Genomic DNA, 21,377 nt, shown 5'->3' with positions numbered 1-21,377 from the left:
TATTAATGGATTGGTTATTAATAATACTCTAATTTCGTTTAATTAAAAGATAAACAAATAATGAATTCCTATATATCAATGATAATTAATGAAATTTATATTTAAATTAATGTGATATATAGCGCATTATTGAATAATAAACGATGGAGTTTTATTTCAGGTATCACTTTTATCTCCCAGTAACTGAATCGATTTTTCTAACAAATATATAAAAAAGATGAAATTTCTTATTTCCTCTTGATGAAGATCAAGTGATTAAAAATCGGTAGGAATAGGATCCTATTTTATATATATGCACCAGGTTACTTAAATAAGAATTTATTTCATTAAGCTCAGTTTTGTTGTCAATTTGAATTGCAATGATACAAGCGTAAGGCGTAAGCGTATTTAGCACGTCGGGTTTTGTGGCATCTCTAACGCAAGGATAATCAACGAAATTTGTTTAATGAATAGGTTCTAAGCCACCCATAATAATAGGAAAAAAGAATGATAGGAGATAACTCTATTAATTCTCCTCACGGTATTAACCGCCGTGATTTTATGAAGTTATGTACAGCGTTGGCAGCAACGATGGGGCTAAGCGGGAAAGCAGCGGCCCAAATTGCTGAATCTATTAGCGACCCAGCTCGTCCGCCTGTCATCTGGATTGGCGCACAAGAGTGTACGGGTTGTACCGAGTCCCTGCTGTGTTCTACCCATCCAACCCTCGAAAACTTAATTCTGGATACAATTTCACTGGAATACCATGAGGTGTTATCTGCCGCTTTTGGTGAACAAGTTGAACAGAATAAGCATAATGCGATAGAAAAATACAAAGGAAAATATGTTCTTGTCGTTGATGGTTCTATCCCGCTGAAAGACAACGGTATTTACTGCATGGTTGCAGGGAAACCGATTGTTGAGCATATCCGTGAAGTGGCTGAACATGCCGCCGCCGTGATTGCAATCGGTTCTTGTGCCTCTTGGGGCGGTGTTGCAGCGGCGGGTGATAACCCAACGGGCGCTGTTGGGCTAAACCAAGTTATCAAAGATAAGCCGGTGATTAATATCCCAGGTTGCCCGCCAAATCCACATAACTTCCTTGCGACCGTTGCCCACTTAATTACGTTTAATCGCCCGCCAGCACTGGACAGCAAAAACCGTCCAATGTTTGCTTATGGTCGATTAATTCACGAGCACTGCGAGCGCCGCCCTCATTTTGACGCAGGCCGTTTTGCCAAAGAGTTTGGCGATGATGGTCACCGTGAAGGTTGGTGTTTATATCACTTAGGCTGTAAGGGCCCTGAAACTTACGGCAACTGTTCAACATTGCAGTTCTGCGATGTTGGCGGTGTATGGCCTGTGGCGATTGGCCACCCTTGTTATGGCTGTAACGAAGAAAACGTCGGCTTTCACAAAGCGATTCACCAACTTGCGAGTGTGGAAAATCCAACGCCACGGGCGGATAAACCTGATTTAAATAACCGTGAAGGCGGGCAAATATCATCAACCGCCGTTGGCTTAATTGGTGGTGTTGTGGGGTTAGTTGCTGGGGTGAGTGTGATGGCGGTACGTGAATTAGGTCGCCAAAAACGCCAGCAAGACCATGACTCACGGGGAGAATAACCGTGAATAGACGAAATTTTCTAAAACTCTCCGCAGGGGGAGCGCTCCTTGCGGGCAGCTCACCAAGCTTGGCGGGAGCGGAAAACCGACCGCCAATTCCAAACTCCCTTGGCATGCTGTACGACTCAACTTTGTGTGTTGGGTGCCAGGCCTGCGTGACAAAATGCCAAGATATCAACCACCCAGAGCGTAATCCTGTCGGGGAGCAAACATGGTCGAACAACGACAAGCTTACCCCATACACCAACAACATTATTCAGGTCTGGAGTAGCGGCACGGGGGTGAATAAAGATCAGGAAAAAGACGGCTACGCCTACATTAAAAAGCAGTGTATGCATTGTGTTGACCCAAATTGCGTCTCTGTTTGCCCTGTTCAAGCACTGAAAAAAAACCCGAAAACGGGCATCGTTCATTACGATGCAAGTGTGTGTACGGGGTGCCGTTACTGCATGGTGGCGTGTCCGTTCAACATTCCAAAATATGCTTACGATGATAAGTTTGGTGCTATCCATAAGTGCGAGCTATGTAATCAAAAAGGTGTTGAGCGTTTAGATAAAGGCGGTTTACCTGGCTGTGTGGAAGTGTGCCCAACTGGGGCGGTGATTTTCGGTACGCGGGAAGAGTTGCTCGCCGAAGCAAAAAAACGCTTAACACTCAAAGTGGGGGATGAATATGGCTTCCCACGTCAAACCCTGCATAGTAATGATCCAAATGTCATCAAAGTGCCGAAGTATGAAAACCATGTGTATGGCGAGCTTGAAGGCGGTGGAACGCAGGTCATTGTGCTCTCTGGCGTGCCATATCAACATCTTGGCTTGCCTGAATTAGAGCAGCTTTCGACAGGTGCGCGCTCTGAATATGTTCAACACACGCTATACAAAGGCATGGTGTTGCCGTTAGCAGCGCTAGCAGGGCTGAGCTTCTTGGTGTATCGCAATACCAAGAATGACAAACACGAAGGAGATGACTCAAATGACGACGCATCATAAAGAAAAGCCGCTAGGCGGGCGTTTAGTCAGTTGGCCAATTATGGTCTTTGGGCCATTGGTGTTGCTTTGCGTCATTCTGATTATCAAACGTTTAGTTTTCGGCTTAGGTTCGGTTTCTGATCTTAACGGCGGTTACCCGTGGGGGATTTGGATCGCCTTTGACTTGCTGATAGGGACAGGTTTTGCCTGTGGTGGCTGGGCACTGGCGTGGGCGGTGTATGTGTTTAACCGCGGAGAATATCACCCACTGGTTCGCCCTGCATTACTGGCCAGTTTATTTGGTTACTCCCTAGGTGGTTTATCCATCACTATCGACGTGGGGCGTTACTGGAATTTGCCGTATTTTTATATTCCAGGCTTCTTCAACACCAATTCGGTGCTGTTCGAAACCGCCGTGTGTATGACGATTTACATTGGTGTGATGGCGTTAGAATTTGCCCCAGCCTTGTGTGAACGTTTTGGCTGGAAAGTCTCATTAAAACGCTTGAATAAAGCGATGTTTTTTATCATCGCATTAGGGGCATTGTTACCAATGATGCACCAATCCTCAATGGGATCATTAATGATTTCAGCGGGATACAAGGTACATCCAATTTGGCAAAGTTATGAAATGTTGCCGCTGCTCTCGCTGTTGACCGCGTTTATTATGGGTTTCTCGATTGTCATTTTCGAAGGCTCATTGTTGCAAGCTGCCTTAAAGGGGCAGGGGGCAGATGAACGGCCACTGTTTGTGCGGCTAACGCAAATTCTGCAAGTGCTTTTAGTGTTGTTCTTAGTGTGTCGATTTGGCGAGTTGATTTATCGCGAAAAACTGCACTACATCTTTAATGGCGACTTCTACGCCATGATGTTCTGGATAGAAACCGTGTTAATGGTGATCCCATTAATTATTTTCCGCATGCCATCGCTACGAAATGATTCGCGTTGGTTATATATCAGCGGATTAAGCATGTTAATCGGGGCGGCAATGTGGCGAATGAGCTATTCCCTTGTCGCGTTTAATCCTGGGGGCGGTTACGACTACTTCCCAACATCAGAAGAACTTTTAATTTCAATGGGTTTTGTGGCAATTGAGGTCTGCGCGTATATCTTGCTGATCCGCCTACTACCCGTTATTCCAGCATTGAAAAAAACAACGATGAGCCATTCAGAGGCCCGAGGTAAAGCATGAGCCAACGTATAACAATAGATCCAGTCACTCGTATCGAAGGTCACTTACGCATTGATTGTGAAATTGAAGATGGAAAGGTCACCAAGGCTTGGGCTTCAGGCACCATGTGGCGCGGTATGGAAGAAATCGTCAAAGGGAAAGACCCTCGTGATGCATGGATGATTATGCAGCGTATTTGTGGGGTTTGTACCACTGTTCACGGCATTGTATCTGTACGTACCATTGAAAGCGCTTTGAATATTGATGTGCCCGTTAATGCGCAATACATCCGTAATATGATTTTAGCGGCGCATACCATTCAAGACCATATTGTCCATTTTTATCAATTATCGGCGCTAGATTGGGTAGATATCACCTCCGCGTTAAATGCAGACCCAAATAAAGCAGCAGAAATCCTCAAAGGGGTTTCCACATGGCCACTCAATAGCGCAGAAGAATTTACTCGCGTACAAGACAAAATCAAAAAACTGGTGGCGAGCGGGCAATTAGGGATTTTTGCGAATGGTTACTGGGGTCACCCAGCGATGAAATTGTCGCCTGAAGTGAACTTGATTGCGGTTGCGCACTATTTGCAAGCCCTTGAATGCCAACGGGATGCAAACCGCATTGTGGCATTGCTTGGGGGTAAAACACCACACATCCAAAACCTCGCCGTGGGCGGTGTCGCGAACCCGATTAACCTTGATGGCGTGGGTGTTCTTAACCTTGAGCGTTTAATGTATGTGAAATCCTTTATCGACCGTTTAGGGGATTTTATCGAGCAAGTCTATAAAATCGATGCTGCTGTTATTGCTGCGGGCTACCCAGAATGGTTAGAAGTCGGCCAAGGGGCGAAGCATTACATGTGTATGCCTGAAATGCCGATGGACGGCAAAAATGGCAGTTTCTTATTGCCAGGTGGCTACCTCGAAAACAGTGATTTCAGTACCTATCGCCCAATTACCAGCCACATGGACGAGTATTTGATAAACGGTATCAAAGAAAGTAGCAAGCATGCGTGGTACAAAGAAAACGAGCCACAAGCACCGTGGGAAGGCACTACAAACCCTGACTACACAGGTTGGGACGATGACGGTAAATATTCATGGGTGAAAGCGCCGACCTTCTATGACAAAACCGTCGAAGTGGGGCCATTAGCGGACTTACTGTGCAAGCTGGCGGCAAAACACGAGCCAACGGAAAAACATTTTAACGATGTGGTGAACCTGTATCAAACACTGACGGGTAACAGCATTGGTATCGATCAGCTGCACTCCACCCTAGGCCGTATTATTGGTCGTAGCGTGCGTTGCTGTGTGCTGAATGAAACACTGTCAATTCAGTGGCAAGCACTGGTGGATAACATTGGCAAAGGCGACTTTACTACCTTTGTAAAACCAAATTTCCCAGAAAACGCGACGATTAAAGGGGTTGGATTTGGGGAAGTACCTCGCGGACTGCTTTCACACTGGGTAGTTATCAAAGACGGTAAAATTGAAAACTATCAGGCTGTTGTGCCATCTACATGGAACTCTGGCCCACGTAATTTCAATGACGAACCAGGTCCTTATGAGCAAGCGTTGGTAGGAACGCCTGTTGCTGACCCAACTAAACCACTTGAGGTAGTGAGAACCATCCACTCATTTGACCCATGTATGTCTTGTGCGGTGCACATTGTGGATCCTGAGGGTGGGGAAGTCACTAAGGTTAAGGTGCTGTAATGCGAATTTTAGTCTTAGGCGTTGGCAATATTTTGCTGAGCGACGAAGGGATTGGCGTGCGCATTGTTGAAGCATTGGAAGAACGTTATCACTTGCCTGAATGTGTGGAAGTGCTTGATGGCGGTACTGCGGGAATGGAATTGATCGGCCCAATGGCCTCCCGTGACCACTTAATCATTGCAGATGTGGTGTTATCGAGCCAGCAACCTGGCTCGTTATTAGTGTTACGTGATGGCGAGGTGCCTGCGTTGTTTACCCGTAAAATCTCCCCTCACCAGCTAGGATTATCTGATGTGTTATCTGCTCTGCATTTAACGGATGAATTTCCACAACGTTTGACCTTAGTGGGCGTCGTACCTGAGTCCTTAGAGCCACACATCGGTTTAACCGCAACAGGGCAAGCTGCGTTAGAGCCTGCATTGCAAAAAGTGGTAGACGTGCTGCGAAGTGAAGGTTTGGAAATTACGGCAAAAGAAGAGAGTTTACATGCCTGATGACATTAACGGTTATCAAAGTAACCCACGGCCTCTCGTTGAGGCCGCATTTGAACGGGTGGCGGAGCAATCGATGCACGATTTGTCTTTTCTCCACCCCTCGATGCCCGTCTACGCCAGTGAGTTCGCTTTGTTTGAAAATCAATGGGTTGGTGCGGTTATCACCCCGTGGATGCTCAGCGCCCTCATTTTACCTGGGCCTGACCAGTATTGGGAGCAGCGTACTGTCGGCGACAAAATTGGCTTGATTTTACCGTATGGGGAAATGACCTATACCGTTGGGGAACTTAACGGACTAACACAATATTTAGCCTGTTCGTTAATGTCGCCATTAGATAAAAGTTTGAGTCCTGAGCAAGGTATTCACCTTGCGGATGATTGCCGCCGTATTTTGCTGTCGCTGCCAGTAAGTGACCCAAATGTACCTCAATCGCCAGCACGCCGCGCGTTATTTGCACGCCACTTGAAGGAAGCATAATGCATGAAGTTTCATTGTGCCAAAGCACACTCGAAATAATTGAACAGCAAGTCAAGCAAAACGCCGTGAAAAAAGTCACGGCAGTTTGGTTAGAAATAGGTGCGCTTTCCTGTGTTGAAGAAAGCGCATTTCGCTTTTGTTTTGATATCGCTTGTCGCGGTACTGTCGCGCAAGGTTGCCAATTGCATATGGTGCATCGTCCCGCACAAGCTTGGTGCTGGGATTGCAGTGAAATGGTGGAAATTGATAGCCACCAATCCGTTTGCCCACAATGCCAAAGTTTGAATTTAAAAGTGGAAAGTGGCGATAGCTTGCGCATCAAAGAATTAGAGGTCGAATAGTTTTCAAAGTGACTTTGAGGTGCATCAACCTTGCGATTTTGATTATGTATTAATCTAATTTAACTATTTAGCGGTTGGGAGTGAAACTTATGTGTAGTACATGTGGATGCGCATCGGGAGAGCGCAGAATCGAGGGTGATGAGCACAGTCATCATCACCATGACCATCATCACGACCATGACCACCATCACGGCCATGATCATCATCACGATCATGAAAATGCGCATGACCATCATCATGGGCACGATCACCAGCACGATCATGACCATCATGACCATGAAAACCAAGGCCAAACCGTCATTATTCATCACCATTATTACCACCAAGGCGATGTGCATAACCATTATCACCAATATGATCCTGCGCTTGTTGAGGGTAAAACCAAAAAACAGAAACACAAGCATAAGCATAAGCACGTTTACGCCATGGCGGAAAATAGCTTTAAACCTGCGGGCGAACACCATGATTTGGATTACGGGCAGGGTGAAGCTGGCACACACGCACCGGGGATCAGCCAAAAGCGTATGCTGCAAATTGAGATGGACGTTTTAGATAAAAACAATCACTTAGCAGAACATAACCGTGAAGCGTTTGCAGAAAAGAATATTTTAGCGTTAAACCTGGTTTCCAGCCCAGGCTCTGGGAAAACCACGCTATTAACGGAAACCTTGCTACGTCTGCGCGATAAAATTAACTGTGCGGTGGTGGAAGGCGACCAGCAAACCACCAACGATGCCCAGCGTATTCGCGAAACGGGGGTGCCTGCTATCCAAGTGAACACAGGTAAAGGCTGCCACTTGGATGCACAGATGATACACGATGCGGTCTCACGCTTAGGTTTGGATGATAATAGCTTGTTATTCATCGAAAATGTGGGGAACTTAGTGTGCCCTGCAAGCTTTGATTTAGGCGAGCGCCATAAAGTGGCTGTTTTGTCCGTGACCGAAGGGGAAGACAAACCCTTAAAATACCCGCATATGTTTGCCGCGGCAGACATTATGTTGCTCAATAAAATCGACTTACTGCCGTACCTGCATTTTGACGTGGACGCCTGCATGGCTAATGCCAAACAAGTCAATCCAAACATCCAAGTGATTAAAGTCTCAGCGACACAAGGAGACGGTATGGATGCATGGCTCGCATGGCTGGAGACTCAGCTATGTGCTTAGGCATTCCAGGAAAAATCGTGGCGGTGGGTGAAGATATTCACCAACTGGCACAAGTGGATGTCTGTGGCGTGAAGCGAGACGTTAACATTGGCCTGATTTGTGAAGGGGAAACCAGTGAGTTATTAGGCCAATGGGTGCTGGTTCACGTGGGCTTCGCCATGAGTATCATCAACGAAGAAGAAGCGCAGTCGACATTAGATGCCTTAGCGGCGATGAGCCAGCTTGACCATGAGGTTGGCGATTTTAGTGGTTTAAATGCAGGGGCTACAGATGCAGTACGTCGATGAATTTCGTGACCCTGCTTTAGCAAAAGTATTATTGGCGAATATCTGCCAACGTGTGAATGACATTCCACGGGCTAAGCAGCGCCCATTGCAGTTAATGGAAGTGTGCGGCGGGCACACTCATGCGATTTTTAAATTTGGTATCGACCAACTTTTACCGCCAGAAATCGAATTTGTTCATGGCCCAGGTTGCCCCGTTTGTGTCTTACCAATGGGGCGAATCGACGGTTGTATCGAAATTGCTGAGCAGCCAAATGTGATTTTTTGTACCTATGGGGATGCGATGCGTGTCCCTGGTAAAAATGGCTCTTTACTTGATGCAAAACGCCGTGGGGCAGATGTGCGGATTGTCTACTCCCCTTTGGATGCCCTCGGGCTATCAGAGCAACATCCTGATAAACAAATCGTTTTCTTTGGTTTGGGGTTTGAAACTACGATGCCAAGCACGGCGATTACCTTGCAACAAGCTAAACGCCGTCAACTGAACAATTTCACGGTATTTTGCCAGCACATCACCATCATCCCAACCTTAAAAAGCCTATTAGAACAGCCAGATGTTCGCATCGACGGCTTTTTAGCTCCGGGGCATGTCAGTATGGTGATTGGGGCACACCCTTACCAGTTTATTACTGACGACTTCCATAAACCGCTGGTGGTAACGGGGTTCGAACCGTTGGATATTTTGCAGTCTATATCTATGCTAGTGAATCAGATAGCGGATGGACGTTGTGAGGTGGAAAATCAATATAAGCGTATTGTCGCTGACCAAGGCAACACGTTAGCACTCAAGGCATTAGATGAAGTGTTTGAGTTAAAAGAAACCAGCGAATGGCGCGGTTTAGGGGAGATTGCAGGCTCAGGTGTGCAGCTTAGCGCCGCTTATCAATCCTTTGACGCCGAACGCCGTTTTCACGTACAACCACACCAAGTGGCGGATGACCCGCAAGCACGGTGTGGCGATGTGTTGACGGGGCGCTGTAAACCCAATGAATGCCCACTATTTGGCACTCGCTGTACACCACAAACCGCTTTTGGTGCCTTAATGGTGTCTTCGGAAGGGGCTTGTGCGGCTTATTATCAATATCGTCGGGAGGCATAGATGAGCAATGATGCGAACAATGTGGTATTGATGGCCCACGGCAGCGGTGGGCAGGCCATGCAACAGTTAATTGAACAACTATTTTTAAAAGCATTCGCTAACCAAGCGTTGAATGAGCGCGAAGACCAAGCGCGACTTTCGCTGGCGGAACTCACCACATTAGGGGATCGCCTTGCGTTCAGCACCGACAGTTATGTGATTGACCCGATTTTTTTCCCCGGTGGAAATATCGGTAAATTAGCGGTTTGCGGTACGGTGAATGACGTTGCCGTTAGTGGTGCAGTCCCTAAATATCTGTCTTGCGGGTTTATTTTAGAGGAAGGCTTTCCGTTAGCCGAGCTCGCCACCATCGTCGAATCAATGGCAGCAACGGCTGCAGCGGCTGGGGTGCAGATTGTCACGGGGGACACCAAAGTGGTGCAGCGTGGTGCTGCGGACAAAGTGTTTATCAACACAGCGGGTATCGGGGTTATCCCAAGCGAAATTCAGTGGGGAGCTCAGCAAATTCAAGCAGGTGACAAAGTGATCGTCAGTGGTACGTTAGGTGATCACGGTGCGACCATCTTAAACCTGCGCGAGCAGCTTGGTTTAGAGGCGCAACTCAGTAGCGATTGCGCGGTATTGACGCCATTAATTGAGCCACTGCGTAATATTGAGGGCGTACGTGCATTACGAGATGCCACTCGGGGCGGTGTGACGGCGATTTTGCATGAGTTTGCGCAGGCAAGCGGCTGCGGAATGGCGATTAACGAGGCTGACTTACCCGTTGCCTCAGCGGTTAGGGGCGTATGTGAATTGCTCGGCCTTGAACCACTGAATTTTGCCAATGAAGGTAAACTAGTGATTGTGGTAAAACCTGAAGCGGAAAGCGCAGTGTTAGCCGCATTGCACAGCCATCCTCTAGGCCAAAATGCCACTACTATTGGTAGTGTGACAGACAATAAACAGGTGAAACTGGTCGGAATTTTTGGCACCTCAAGGTTGTTGGATTTGCCACACAGCGAGCCATTACCACGCATTTGTTGATGTCATCCCCTATAGATTAAAACCTATAGGGGAAATTAACTTATTAACGCCTTAACATGCCTTTATCGATAATAAACTCGATAATGGTTTCTAAGCCGACTTGTTTCTTTAAATTCGTGAAAACATACGGTTTCACTGGGCGCATTCTGGCGGTATCGGCTTCCATCACTTCCAATGACGCGCCAACATAGGGAGCGAGGTCAATCTTATTGATCACTAATAAGTCGGAATGGGTGATCCCTGGGCCGCCTTTACGTGGGATTTTTTCGCCTTCTGCGACGTCGATAACATAAATGGTTAAGTCCGCCAGCTCTGGGCTGAATGTGGCGCTCAGATTATCGCCGCCACTTTCCACAAATACAATATCCAGATTTTTATGGCGCATAGCTAATTCTTCAACCGCGGCTAAGTTCATCGACGCATCTTCACGAATGGCGGTATGAGGGCAGCCGCCCGTTTCCACACCAATAATGCGGTCGGCGTCTAATGCTTCGGCACGGGTAAGGATCTTGGCATCTTCTTGGGTATAGATATCATTGGTCACGACGGCAATTTGGTAAGTATCGCGCATCGCTTTACATAAAACTTCTAATAGGGCGGTTTTCCCTGAACCAACAGGGCCACCGACACCAATTCGCAGGGGTTGGTTATATTCTTGCATTGTGTGTTTTCTCATGAACGAAAAAGTCGAGTGTATTGGGTTTCATGCCGACTGCTGGCAATGATTTGTGCAGGGGTAAAACTGCCGATATCATCAACCGTCCATGTGGCAGATTGCGCCACAATTTCAGGGATACGTTCGGCAAGGGTAAACAAAATATGTTGCCCCGCACTTTGACCCAGTGGAATTAATTTCACGCCAGACATCACGGTGTTTTCCAGCCAGCCCCACGCGTAGGCGGTGCACAGCTTTTCAACGTCAATATCCCAATGCGTGGCGGCAAGGGCAAAGGCCATTAATTGTGTTTTTTTCACGCACGCTAATGCCGTGGCATCAAGCTCAATCGCCAGTTGGGGGAGCAAGCGGGCAAAGGCAATGCCTCGCTGGCGCTCTTCTTGGCGAAGCTCTTTGGTTTCACGGCTGGCAATAATAAAGTCACACCAATAAGTCACTTGCTGCCAGTCAGAGCGTGAAAGATTGGCGTGAATTTGCCGCAGAACAGGGAGTTCCAATGTCGCGATTGCGTGAGTCATTTGTGCCGTTAGCCAATTGGCGAGGGTATCTGGTGTTGTCACCCAGCCTTTTTCTATCGCCCATTCTAGCCCTTGGGAATAGGTAAATGACCCCACAGGTAAGGACGGGCTGACTAATTGGTATAAACGCAAATCCGCTAGCATCGATACACTCCCTGAATCTGATTAGTGGTGGTGATCATCGTGGTCATGATGATGGTGATGATGACCACCCGATGAACCGCCATAAGCCCCTGGTTCTGGTTGGTATTTTTCCAGACCCACACTGACCGTTGCACCTAATCCACGCGCCATATCGTCTAAAACATGGTCGTGAAAATAACGGCACCAGCCTGCTTCAATTTGCAGAGGAACATGGCGGTTACCTAAGTGGTAGCAAACCCGTGCCAGTAACAGAGGGTCATCGCTGTAAACGGTGGAAACTTGCTCTTTTGCCGCGATAATGGCGACCTGTTCACCGTCTTCTGTCGCTAAAATATCCCCTTCTTTTAAAATGGTGCCACGGGGTAAAAATAACCCCGCATCTTGCCCATCACTTAAGGTGACTTTTAAGCGACTTTTGGTGCGTTCATCCATGGTTAAGCATAGGGACAATTCAGTGTCTGTCTGTTGTTCTGGTGGAACGACTTTAATAAATTTTTTCATTTTCTGGCTCTTAATCAGGGGTCAGAATAAAAAGTAACGTTGTGCCATTGGCAACTCAGTGGCTGGCTCACACACCAGCGGTACGCCATCGGCTTTAACAATATAGGTTTGAGGGTCTAGCTCAATATGCGGCACATAGCTGTTGTGCACCATGGAGGCCTTGCTGATATTGCGGCAACCCTCAACACGGCCGATTAAGCTTTGTAAGCCAAGCTTTTCGGGGACGCCCGCCTCAATCCCCGCTTTTGACATAAAAATCATCGAGGTTTGGTACTTCGCTTTACCGAGAGCACCATACATTGGGCGGTAATGCACAGGTTGCGGCGTTGGAATGGCGGCGTTGATATCCCCCATTGGCGCATACGCCACAAGGCCACCTTTCATGATAAGCGCAGGTTTGACGCCAAAAAATGCGGGGTCCCACAGGATGATATCGGCTAATTTGCCTTTCTCTATCGATCCGACTTCATGAGCAATACCATGGGCTAACGCAGGGTTGATCGTGTATTTCGCCACGTAGCGCTTAATACGGTTGTTATCGCTGTCTGGGGTATCGCCTTCCATCGTGCCGCGTTGCAATTTCATTTTGTGGGCACATTGCCACGTGCGCATAATCACTTCACCTACGCGCCCCATGGCTTGGGAGTCCGAGGACATCACGGAAATCGCGCCCATATCATGCAAAATATCTTCTGCGGCAATGGTTTCACGGCGAATACGTGACTCAGCAAAGGCCACATCTTCAGGGATTGACGGGTCAAGGTGATGGCACACCATCAACATATCCAGATGTTCGTCCACTGTATTGATGGTGTACGGCATGGTTGGGTTGGTCGAGGCGGGCAAAATATTTGGCTCCCCAACGGATTTGATCACGTCAGGGGCATGACCGCCCCCTGCGCCTTCTGTATGGAACACGTGGATCACGCGCCCACCGATGGCTTTTACTGTTTCTTCGTAGAAGCCGCCTTCGTTTAAGGTGTCGGAGTGAATTGCCACTTGCACGTCCATTTCATCGGCTACATTCAAGCAGTTGTGGATTGCCATCGGGGTTGCGCCCCAGTCTTCGTGAATTTTCAGGCCAATTGCGCCTGCGGTCACTTGCTCACGAATGGCTGCGGGTTGACTTACGCAGCCTTTACCAAATAGCCCCACGTTAATTGGCAGCTCATCTACGGCCTCTAACATGCGGTACATATTCCAAATGCCCGGTGTGACCGTTGTGGCGTTAGTGCCTGCGACAGGGCCTGTTCCACCACCAATAAAGGTGGTGACACCAGAAACTAAGCCTTCTTCGGCTTGCTGCGGGCAAATAAAGTGAATGTGGGTATCGACGCCGCCTGCGGTGACAATTTTGCCTTCACCCGCGACCACTTCTGTACCAGGGCCAACCACGATATCCACATTCGGCTGTACATCAGGGTTACCCGCTTTACCAATACCTGCAATACGGCCATTCTTGATGCCGATATCGGCTTTAACGATGCCCCAATGGTCTAAAATAATGGCGTTGGTGATCAGCACATCGACACATTTATCGCTAGTGACTTGGCTTTGTCCCATACCATCACGAATGACTTTACCGCCACCAAATTTGACTTCTTCCCCATAGGTGGTGAAGTCTTTTTCAATTTCTAAAAACAGTTCTGTATCTGCTAAGCGTACACGGTCGCCTTGGGTTGGCCCAAACATATCCGCATACGCTTGCCGTGAGATGGTTTTCATGGTTATTTCTCACTCTCTAATTTACCCATGACTTTGCCATGGAAGCCGTAAATTTCTCGTTTACCGCTAAATGCCACCAATTCCACCGTGCGGCTTTGGCCAGGTTCAAAACGCACCGCCATACCCGCAGGGATGTTTAAACGAAAACCGAGCGTGCCGTCTCGTTCAAATTTCAAAAAATCATTCACTTCATAAAAGTGGTAATGAGAGCCGACTTGAATCGGTCTATCACCATGATTTGCCACTTGAATGGTTTTGGTTTCACGACCCGCATTCAGTTCGATGTCGCCTAAAGTCTGATTCACTTTAATTTCACCGGGGATCATATTGCCACCTATACAATTGGGTCGTGAATGGACACAAGTTTTGTGCCGTCAGGGAATGTGCATTCCACTTGAATGTCTTTGATCATTTCAGGCACGCCTTCCATGACTTGCTCCGCACTGAGCACCATTCTGCCTTCGCTCATTAGTTGGGCGACCGTTTTTCCGTCACGTGCGCCTTCCATAATGGCGCAGCTTATTAGGGCAACGGCTTCTGGGTAATTCAGTTTTAACCCACGGGCTAAGCGCCTTTCAGCGACAAGGCCTGCGGTAAAAAGCAATAACTTATCTTTTTCTCTTGGGGTGAGTTCCATTTTTGCTCCTAAAACGAAAAATTTATGTTGCCCAAATACGGGGAGGTTCAGGGCAATAACCTAGCCAATACTGCCGCGTGGTTTGCCAAATATGGGCAAAACACGCCATCATCGGCTCAGTTTGCGAGCCTAATAATCGCAAGACTAAAATGCCATCCACATCCGTTAGCCCATACTCAATGGGGCTATCCGTTGGGGATAAAAAATCACCTAAATGTTGTTGGATTTTTTCTTTTAATTCATCACTGGCAGGGTAAATGTACATCGACCCCATCATGGGAAACTCACGCATGACAGCAGACTGTTTTTGTGTGCCATCGATAAACAGGGATTCAGTCAGCGTAAGGGTGTCATTAATGTAAAAATTAAAGCGCCCACGCATATCGCCATTTTCAAACCATTCCCCCAAAACAGGGCGGCCTAAACATTGGATCTCCCAGCCGATAAATTTTGATGATGCAGCGACGTGTATATGGGTTTCTAGCCTAACCTGTGCATCAGGGAAAAAAATATTTTCCTGCGGTAGCCACTCTAAAAAGCCCTCAGCGGCAACCGTTAAATTCTGTACTTGTCGGGCAATACCGCCTGCGCTGCGATAAAATTTGGTCGCACCTGGGGTGGTCAGCAGTGAATGGGCATACGGCTGCACGTCAATATTAATCAGGAGTTTATCTCCACCCACCACACCACCAGGGGGATGAAGTAAATAGGTGTGGGCAACCCCTGGTTCGGGGTAAAATGGCCTTTGCACCATTAAAGGGCCGATATGTTGTTTATCGGTCAGGCGTGTTGTACCCCGTTTGAGTTCATAGCGTAAAAAAATCTCAGCTAACCAACCTGATCCTGAAAACTCAGACATACTTTCTCCTGCAAATCAGGTAATGAACAATACGCGAACATGTTTAGTTATACCCCTCACCGAATGGTTTGGGCTTTAGGGGCTGATTATCTTTGATGGTCAATTTTTATTCGAATTAAAGCCATTTTAGGCAAGAGTCTCTCAACGTCGCATCAAATGAGTGAAACGTGCTTTAATCGAACCCGTAGGGCAGTATTTATGCACAATACTTAACTCAAATAATAAGTCAGCTTGATTGACACTCTTTTATCTATTTTTTGAATTGTTTTTTTGACCTTTTTTAGCTGTAAAAATCAGCAGCAAAGATAAACAGCCCCTAAGTGGTATAAGCCAATGCAAGTAGGGTAGGATGTGAATGAACACGAAAAATAATTATCTATAATGATGCGTTATAGGCTCGTATTCATCTGACGCGCGATTTTACACCTTCTATCGAAAATTGCCTTTCAATTAAATAGCAATTTATTTAGAAAAATGCACAATGCATAAAATAACAGTAAAAAATGAGCGGATCTCTATATTGCGATTTTTACTTAACAGGACTATATTCTGAGCCGCATTCTAGCAAGGTAGCGGAAGCCATTAACTAGCGTAATTATTTGCTATTTATCTGAATGGCTGTATTTCTGTCTGCCCATCAAGCTGCTTTTTCTAGCAGATGATTTCTGACTTTGACCAAAGTTTATTGAGATTATGGAATATAAATATTTTCTTTCATCAAGCCAAATGGTGTTAAAAGCGTTTTATATTGAAAGCGCGATGATAGCCATGCTGCAAGGAGCGAAAGGGAATGTGGTGATTAATGGTCAATCTATTGATGTTCAGTCTAATTTGACGCTCATTATTCCAAAATACAGCCAAGTCTCCTGCAATATGGAGTGCGCATCTAATCAATCGATTGAGCTGCACACACTGTCGATTGCGGACTCAGAGTTAGAATCGGTCTTTTTATTATTAAAGACCTTAATGAAGTCAGGCGCGCCGCTAACGAGCCACGTTCCCACGTTTCAGGTATTAACCCCTGAAACGGTCAGTGATAATTTCAGTTTGCTCAAGCAATGTTTACCATTAAAACAACAAAGCCAATCTCAAGAAGCGTTGTTAATGAAGCAAAGCCTGTACTTTATTTTACTGGCGATATACCAAGCGGGCGTCGATATTCTCAACATTTTCCGTTTTAATTATGATGAGCCGAAAAACCAAGCCATTACCCATTTAATTACCCAAGAACCGCAGAAAAAATGGCACTTAGAGGATGTGGCTAAGGTCTTATTTACCACACCATCGACGTTGCGTAGGCACCTTAATCGAGAAGGGGTATCATTCCGCCAATTATTATTGGATGTGCGAATGGGAATGGCATTAAATTATTTAACCTTCTCAAATTATTCGGTATTTCAAATTAGCCATCGATGTGGGTTTGGTAGCAATGCCTATTTTTGTGATGTATTTAAGAAAAAATACGCCATGACGCCATCGCAATTTCGGTTGCAATCAAGGCAGTCTAATGACCAGTCTTTTATAACTGATTTATCGTTAAACTCCACGCCTATTGAATTTGATAAAGACGTGGAAGCGTAAATTTTACTTTTTGATTTATTAAGGTAAATCAAAAAGGGGCTGAGTTTTTACGAATTATTCATTAAATTCGAAGTTCTATTGATATAGAACGTAGAAAGCGTGGTTTAAAATTTAATATAACTAAACATTGTTACTCTACGCACAGTGAATATCTCACCAATAGCGGCAATTAATGGTTACCAATATCATTAACTGCCTGATGATGTTTTATTTTTATTTAGTGATAAAAATAAAACCAAACTATCGAGGGATGTATGATTAAAAATATCGTTGCGGCTATGTGTTTAATGGGGCTGACGCTGCCATCACAGGCCGCAGAACCAGCTCATTCACAAACATTACGTTTAGCGATTGGCGCAGAACCGACTGAAGGTTTTGACCCAATGCTCGGGTGGAGCCACGGCAGCTACCTTCTGTTACACAGCCCATTACTCAAACAAAAAGCCGACCTTTCATGGCACAGCTATATGCTGGAAAACTACCAACACAATGCCGATGGGAAAGAGTGGACATTAACGCTAAAAAAAGGATTGAAATTTTCAGATGGTTCGCCATTAACTGCAAAAGATGTAGTATTTACCTACAATAATGCCGCTGCGAGCGGCGGCAAAGTGGATATGGGTAATTTTGCAAAAGCTGAGGAAATTGACCCATTAACCGTCAAAATCACCTTATCTTCTCCACAAAGTACTTTTATCAATGTATTAGGCTCCCTTGGGATTGTTTGTGCTGATAAATACGATGCAAAAACCTATGCGCATAACCCAATTGGCGCAGGACCATACCGTTTAGTGGCGTTCCAGCCAGGGCAGCAATTAATTGTTGAGCAAAACCCGTACTACGCTGGGCCAAAAAATGATTTCAATAAAATGGTTTTCGTCTTCCTTGATGAAGATGCGGCCTTTGCTGCGGCACAAAGTAACCAGCTGGAAATTGTCCGTATTCCCGCAGCGGTGGCTGCCAATGCTAATAACGTCAAAAACATGAAGTTAGTGGAGCGCTATAGTGTGGAAAACCGTGGTATTTCCTTCCCAATTCCGCCAGCAGGTGGAAAAGATGCACAGGGTAACCCTGTGGGGAATGATATTACCTCTGATGTTGCGGTGCGTAAGGCGATTAACTACGCTTTTGACCGTAAATTATTAGCCGCATCTGTCCTCGAAGGTTTTGCTGTTCCCGCTTATACAGGTGTGGCAGGGCTACCGTGGAATAGCCCTGATTCCGCCTTTAAAGATGGCGACACCGAAAAAGCCAAATCTATTTTAGAAGAGGCGGGCTGGAAGCTGAATAAAGATGGCCTGCGTGAAAAAGACGGCAAAGTGGCAAAACTGACACTCTGGTATGCTAGCGGTGACACTACGCGCCGTGATTTAGCCCAAGCTATTCGTTCAAGCTTAAAACCTATCGGCATCGAAATGGATTTAAAATCGGGAAGTTGGGAAACCGTTGAGCGCAATATGCACGCCAACCCAACCTTGTTTGGTTGGGGCAGCTTAGACCCAATGGAAATTGTCCATAACTACAGTAGTAAAGCCGCAGGCGTTGGTTTCTATAATCCAGGTTATTATAAAAATGCAGCGGTTGATGAGTTAATTGAAGAAGCACTGCGCCAACCAGACCAAAATGCGGCTATCCCGTTATGGCAAAAAGTGGATTGGAATGGCACAACGGGCGTGGGCATTAAAGGGGATGCCGCATGGGCTTGGTTGATGAACTTACAACATATTTATTTGCTGAATAATTGTGTGGATTTAGGCACCAGTGCGCCTGAAATTCACGGCTCTTGGTCAGTGTTAAATAACGTTGATGAATGGGCATGGACTTGCCAGTAATGCGAACGACTCTTGGGCTTTTATTGCGTTTTATCTGTTTGTTGACTGTGACAGCGGCAGGGATCTTTATCCTGTTAAGCTATTCGCCTATCGACCCAATAAAAGCCTATATCGGTAATGATTTATTGCATGTTCCCCCCGAGCAATACGCCTTAATTGCGGCTCGCTGGGGGCTTGACCAGCCGCTATGGGTGCAATTTTGGCGCTGGTTTTCACAAATGTTACAAGGGGATATGGGCTATTCCATGTTGTACAACACCCCCGTTGTGCAAGTGATAGCTGATCGCCTTGTTCCCTCGTTAGCACTGCTTGTTTGCGCTTGGCTTTTTTCGGGTATCGTTGGATTTGTGTTGGGCTTAGTCGCAGGGCGTTATCTCAACCGCTGGCCAGATAAGCTGATTTCAACCCTTAGTTACCTATTAGCATCTATTCCTGTATTTTGGGTCGGATTATTACTGCTTTCGCTGTTTGCGGTGTCATTGCAGTGGGCGCCGATTTGCTGTGCATGGCCGATTGGTTTAGATGAAGAAACGGCGACATTTTCCCAAAAACTTCATCACCTTGTTTTACCTGTGATTGCGTTAGGGATGTTGGGCGTAGGGAATATTGCCTTACACACCCGAGCAAAAGTGATGGAAGTTATGAACAGCGAGTTTATTCATTACGCCCAAGCGCAAGGGGATAAAGGTTGGTCAATGATAGGTTTTCATGTACTTAAACATGCTATCACCCCAGCCATTTGTTTGCAGTTCGCGTCTGTGGGCGAATTGCTCAGTGGGGCGCTTCTTGCTGAGAAAGTGTTTGCGTACCCAGGGCTGGGGCAAGCGACCATCGATGCGGGTTTACGAGGCGATATCCCCTTATTGATGGGGATTGTGATGTTGTGTGCCACTCTGATTTTTTTCAGTAATACGGTTGCCGATGTCTTATTGAAAAAAGTGAATAAGGGAGTGATGAGAGACGCATGACCTACAACCCAAATCGAGCGCTATTTAAATTAATTATCTCACTAACGTTATTGGTTATTTTAGCGAGCTATGCCGTGTGGTTGTCATCTGCCGACATTGAAATGAACCTATTGGATAGGCGGCTTGCCCCTTCTTGGGCTCATTTATTTGGTACGGATAATTTAGGCCGAGACCTCTTCGAAAGAACATTCCAAGGCGTCGCGACTAGCTTACAAATTGGTTTGATTGCGGCAATATCCAGTGGGTTTATCGCTTTAGTGATGGCCGGGTTGTCTTCCGTCAGCAAAGTGATGGATTACGCGGTACGCGGCGTCATTGATGCACTATTAGCATTGCCACATCTTTTGTTACTCGTACTAATTTGCTTTACTTTGGGCGGCGGAAAAATGGGGGTAATCTGGGCGGTCGCGCTCACTCATTGGCCTAAGCTTACCCTGATTTTGCGTTCCGAGTTACTGCGAGTGAAGCAGGCGGATTACATCATGCTATCCCAGCGTATTGGCAATAGTGCCGTTTACCGTTGGCGTTACCATTATTTACCCATGATTTTACCGCAGTGGATGGTCGGTACGTTGTTGATGTTCCCACACGCGGTACTTCACAGTGCGGCACTGAGTTTCCTTGGCTTTGGGCTATCGCCACATGAACCTTCATTGGGTATTTTATTGTCAGATGCACTACGTTATCTCAGTACAGGGGCGTGGTGGCTGGTGGTGTTTCCCGGTGTCGCTTTGATGGGGTTAGTGTTGTTATTTGACCAATTTGCAAAAGCCGCGGCGCAGCTATGGCTAAAGGGGGCAACATGTTGAGCTTAGATAAGCTGACTATTGATGTCGCAAAATTTCGTTGGTTAGGGCGTAAACAGTGGTCACCATTACTGCAAGACATTTCACTCGATATTCAGCCAGGGGAAATGGTCGCTTTGATTGGTGGAAGCGGAGAAGGAAAAAGCCTTTTATTACAAAGTGTTCTAGGCTTATTGCCAGATAATATGCGCAGCCAAGGAAATATCAGTCTGAATGGCAATGCATTGACGGAAGAAAACAAGGCACAGCATCGGGGCAACTCGTTATGTTATATACCTCAAGGGGTTAGTGCTCTAAATCCCTTGATCCAAATTGGTCCTCAGCTTGAAAGGGCTGCAGTACTCAGCGGCCAACACATTAAAATGCACGATGTGGCGCGCCATCTTCAGCAATATAACTTGCAAGAAAATTTGGTGAATAGCTACCCAAGCCAGTTATCTGGGGGAATGGCAAAGCGAGTACTGGCAAGCAGTGCAACATTGTCCCGTGCACAATATATCCTCGCAGATGAGATTTCGTCTTGGTTGGATGATGAACATGCGCTGCAACTGCTTGAAAATATGAAATCCTTGTGCCGTGATGGGCGAGGTATTTTATGGGTTACTCATGATTTATCCATGGCGGTGCGTTTTGCTGACCGTGTTGCATTACTGCGTAATGGGGCGCTAGAGGATGTGTTAAGTAGCCAAACCTTAAAACAAGGCGGTGGTGGAAAATGGCTGCAATCCTTGTGGAATGCACTACCAGAACATCAATTTATGGCAATGAAATGAA

General features: G+C 46.4%; 23 protein-coding genes. 16 read left to right on the top strand and 7 right to left on the bottom strand.

Annotated elements, in window-relative coordinates:
- Positions 1-486 precede the first annotated feature (486 nt).
- The 11 genes from hybO to hypE all read left to right on the top strand — a co-directional run bounded on the left by hybO (position 487) and on the right by hypE (position 10,356).
- Positions 487-1,605 carry a hydrogenase 2 small subunit gene (gene hybO, locus PSF27_RS13965; protein ID WP_206083631.1) on the top strand — a complete coding sequence of 373 codons (1,119 nt, stop codon included), beginning with the start codon at positions 487-489 and terminating at the stop codon, positions 1,603-1,605.
- A 2-nt stretch (positions 1,606-1,607) separates the two neighbouring features.
- Positions 1,608-2,594, top strand: coding sequence for a hydrogenase 2 operon protein HybA (gene hybA / locus PSF27_RS13960; protein ID WP_272681709.1), 987 nt, complete (start codon positions 1,608-1,610; stop codon positions 2,592-2,594).
- Positions 2,578-3,765 (top strand): Ni/Fe-hydrogenase cytochrome b subunit, encoded by a 1,188-nt coding sequence (hybB, locus tag PSF27_RS13955; RefSeq protein ID WP_272681708.1) that lies wholly within the window; start codon positions 2,578-2,580, stop codon positions 3,763-3,765. The genes hybA and hybB overlap by 17 nt, the downstream gene beginning before the upstream one ends.
- Positions 3,762-5,465 carry a hydrogenase 2 large subunit gene (hybC, locus tag PSF27_RS13950; protein ID WP_206083635.1) on the top strand — a complete coding sequence of 568 codons (1,704 nt, stop codon included), beginning with the start codon at positions 3,762-3,764 and terminating at the stop codon, positions 5,463-5,465. Before hybB ends, hybC begins: the two co-directional genes overlap by 4 nt.
- Entirely contained in the window at positions 5,465-5,959 is a 495-nt protein-coding gene (locus PSF27_RS13945) for a HyaD/HybD family hydrogenase maturation endopeptidase (RefSeq protein WP_206083636.1), read from the top strand. Before hybC ends, PSF27_RS13945 begins: the two co-directional genes overlap by 1 nt.
- Complete coding sequence (hybE, locus tag PSF27_RS13940) at positions 5,952-6,437, top strand: hydrogenase-2 assembly chaperone (protein WP_272681707.1); 486 nt, start codon at positions 5,952-5,954, stop codon at positions 6,435-6,437. Before PSF27_RS13945 ends, hybE begins: the two co-directional genes overlap by 8 nt.
- Positions 6,437-6,778: a hydrogenase maturation nickel metallochaperone HypA gene (hypA, locus tag PSF27_RS13935; protein ID WP_206083638.1), complete on the top strand. Its 342-nt coding sequence runs from the start codon at positions 6,437-6,439 to the stop codon at positions 6,776-6,778. Before hybE ends, hypA begins: the two co-directional genes overlap by 1 nt.
- A gap of 89 nt (positions 6,779-6,867) precedes the next feature.
- Entirely contained in the window at positions 6,868-7,947 is a 1,080-nt protein-coding gene (gene hypB / locus PSF27_RS13930; RefSeq protein ID WP_272681706.1) for a hydrogenase nickel incorporation protein HypB, read from the top strand.
- Positions 7,938-8,234, top strand: coding sequence for a hydrogenase maturation factor HybG (gene hybG, locus PSF27_RS13925; protein ID WP_206083804.1), 297 nt, complete (start codon positions 7,938-7,940; stop codon positions 8,232-8,234). Before hypB ends, hybG begins: the two co-directional genes overlap by 10 nt.
- Positions 8,218-9,330 (top strand): hydrogenase formation protein HypD, encoded by a 1,113-nt coding sequence (gene hypD / locus PSF27_RS13920; protein ID WP_272681705.1) that lies wholly within the window; start codon positions 8,218-8,220, stop codon positions 9,328-9,330. Before hybG ends, hypD begins: the two co-directional genes overlap by 17 nt.
- Entirely contained in the window at positions 9,331-10,356 is a 1,026-nt protein-coding gene (hypE, locus tag PSF27_RS13915; RefSeq protein ID WP_272681704.1) for a hydrogenase expression/formation protein HypE, read from the top strand.
- A gap of 43 nt (positions 10,357-10,399) precedes the next feature.
- On the opposite strand, the gene ureG is transcribed toward hypE, so the two are convergent.
- Genes ureG through PSF27_RS13880 form a run of 7 tightly spaced genes read right to left on the bottom strand, consistent with a single transcriptional unit; the run spans position 10,400 to position 15,416 of the window.
- Positions 10,400-11,017, bottom strand: a complete 618-nt coding sequence (gene ureG / locus PSF27_RS13910) for an urease accessory protein UreG (RefSeq protein ID WP_125890373.1) — start codon at positions 11,015-11,017, stop codon at positions 10,400-10,402.
- Positions 11,018-11,028: 11 nt separating this feature from the next.
- Positions 11,029-11,694 carry an urease accessory protein UreF gene (locus tag PSF27_RS13905; protein WP_272681703.1) on the bottom strand — a complete coding sequence of 222 codons (666 nt, stop codon included), beginning with the start codon at positions 11,692-11,694 and terminating at the stop codon, positions 11,029-11,031.
- Between the two features lie 21 nt (positions 11,695-11,715).
- Positions 11,716-12,195 (bottom strand): urease accessory protein UreE, encoded by a 480-nt coding sequence (ureE, locus tag PSF27_RS13900; RefSeq protein WP_272681702.1) that lies wholly within the window; start codon positions 12,193-12,195, stop codon positions 11,716-11,718.
- 21 nt (positions 12,196-12,216) lie between these two features.
- On the bottom strand, positions 12,217-13,920 hold the full coding sequence (ureC, locus tag PSF27_RS13895; RefSeq protein WP_272681701.1) for an urease subunit alpha: 1,704 nt from the start codon (positions 13,918-13,920) through the stop codon (positions 12,217-12,219).
- A 2-nt stretch (positions 13,921-13,922) separates the two neighbouring features.
- Complete coding sequence (locus PSF27_RS13890; RefSeq protein ID WP_272681700.1) at positions 13,923-14,246, bottom strand: urease subunit beta; 324 nt, start codon at positions 14,244-14,246, stop codon at positions 13,923-13,925.
- 8 nt (positions 14,247-14,254) lie between these two features.
- On the bottom strand, positions 14,255-14,557 hold the full coding sequence (locus PSF27_RS13885) for an urease subunit gamma (RefSeq protein ID WP_272681699.1): 303 nt from the start codon (positions 14,555-14,557) through the stop codon (positions 14,255-14,257).
- 22 nt (positions 14,558-14,579) lie between these two features.
- Positions 14,580-15,416: an urease accessory protein UreD gene (locus PSF27_RS13880; RefSeq protein ID WP_272681698.1), complete on the bottom strand. Its 837-nt coding sequence runs from the start codon at positions 15,414-15,416 to the stop codon at positions 14,580-14,582.
- A 693-nt stretch (positions 15,417-16,109) separates the two neighbouring features.
- Between PSF27_RS13880 and PSF27_RS13875 the strand changes: the two genes are divergently transcribed.
- From PSF27_RS13875 to PSF27_RS13855, 5 genes are all read left to right on the top strand, one after another.
- Positions 16,110-16,997 (top strand): AraC family transcriptional regulator, encoded by an 888-nt coding sequence (locus tag PSF27_RS13875; protein ID WP_272681697.1) that lies wholly within the window; start codon positions 16,110-16,112, stop codon positions 16,995-16,997.
- 254 nt (positions 16,998-17,251) lie between these two features.
- Positions 17,252-18,829 (top strand): ABC transporter substrate-binding protein, encoded by a 1,578-nt coding sequence (locus PSF27_RS13870; protein ID WP_272574055.1) that lies wholly within the window; start codon positions 17,252-17,254, stop codon positions 18,827-18,829.
- Complete coding sequence (locus tag PSF27_RS13865; protein WP_430225198.1) at positions 18,814-19,797, top strand: ABC transporter permease; 984 nt, start codon at positions 18,814-18,816, stop codon at positions 19,795-19,797. The genes PSF27_RS13870 and PSF27_RS13865 overlap by 16 nt, the downstream gene beginning before the upstream one ends.
- Positions 19,794-20,606 carry an ABC transporter permease gene (locus PSF27_RS13860; protein ID WP_272681695.1) on the top strand — a complete coding sequence of 271 codons (813 nt, stop codon included), beginning with the start codon at positions 19,794-19,796 and terminating at the stop codon, positions 20,604-20,606. The genes PSF27_RS13865 and PSF27_RS13860 overlap by 4 nt, the downstream gene beginning before the upstream one ends.
- Complete coding sequence (locus tag PSF27_RS13855; RefSeq protein WP_206083667.1) at positions 20,600-21,376, top strand: ATP-binding cassette domain-containing protein; 777 nt, start codon at positions 20,600-20,602, stop codon at positions 21,374-21,376. The genes PSF27_RS13860 and PSF27_RS13855 overlap by 7 nt, the downstream gene beginning before the upstream one ends.
- The last annotated feature ends 1 nt before the right edge of the window (position 21,377 follow it).

The sequence above is a fragment of the Providencia sp. PROV129 genome (assembly GCF_028482245.1).
GTDB lineage: Bacteria > Pseudomonadota > Gammaproteobacteria > Enterobacterales > Enterobacteriaceae > Providencia > Providencia vermicola.
The sequence above is the reverse complement of the archived record's forward strand: the minus strand, read 5'-3'. Positions and strand labels throughout refer to the sequence as shown.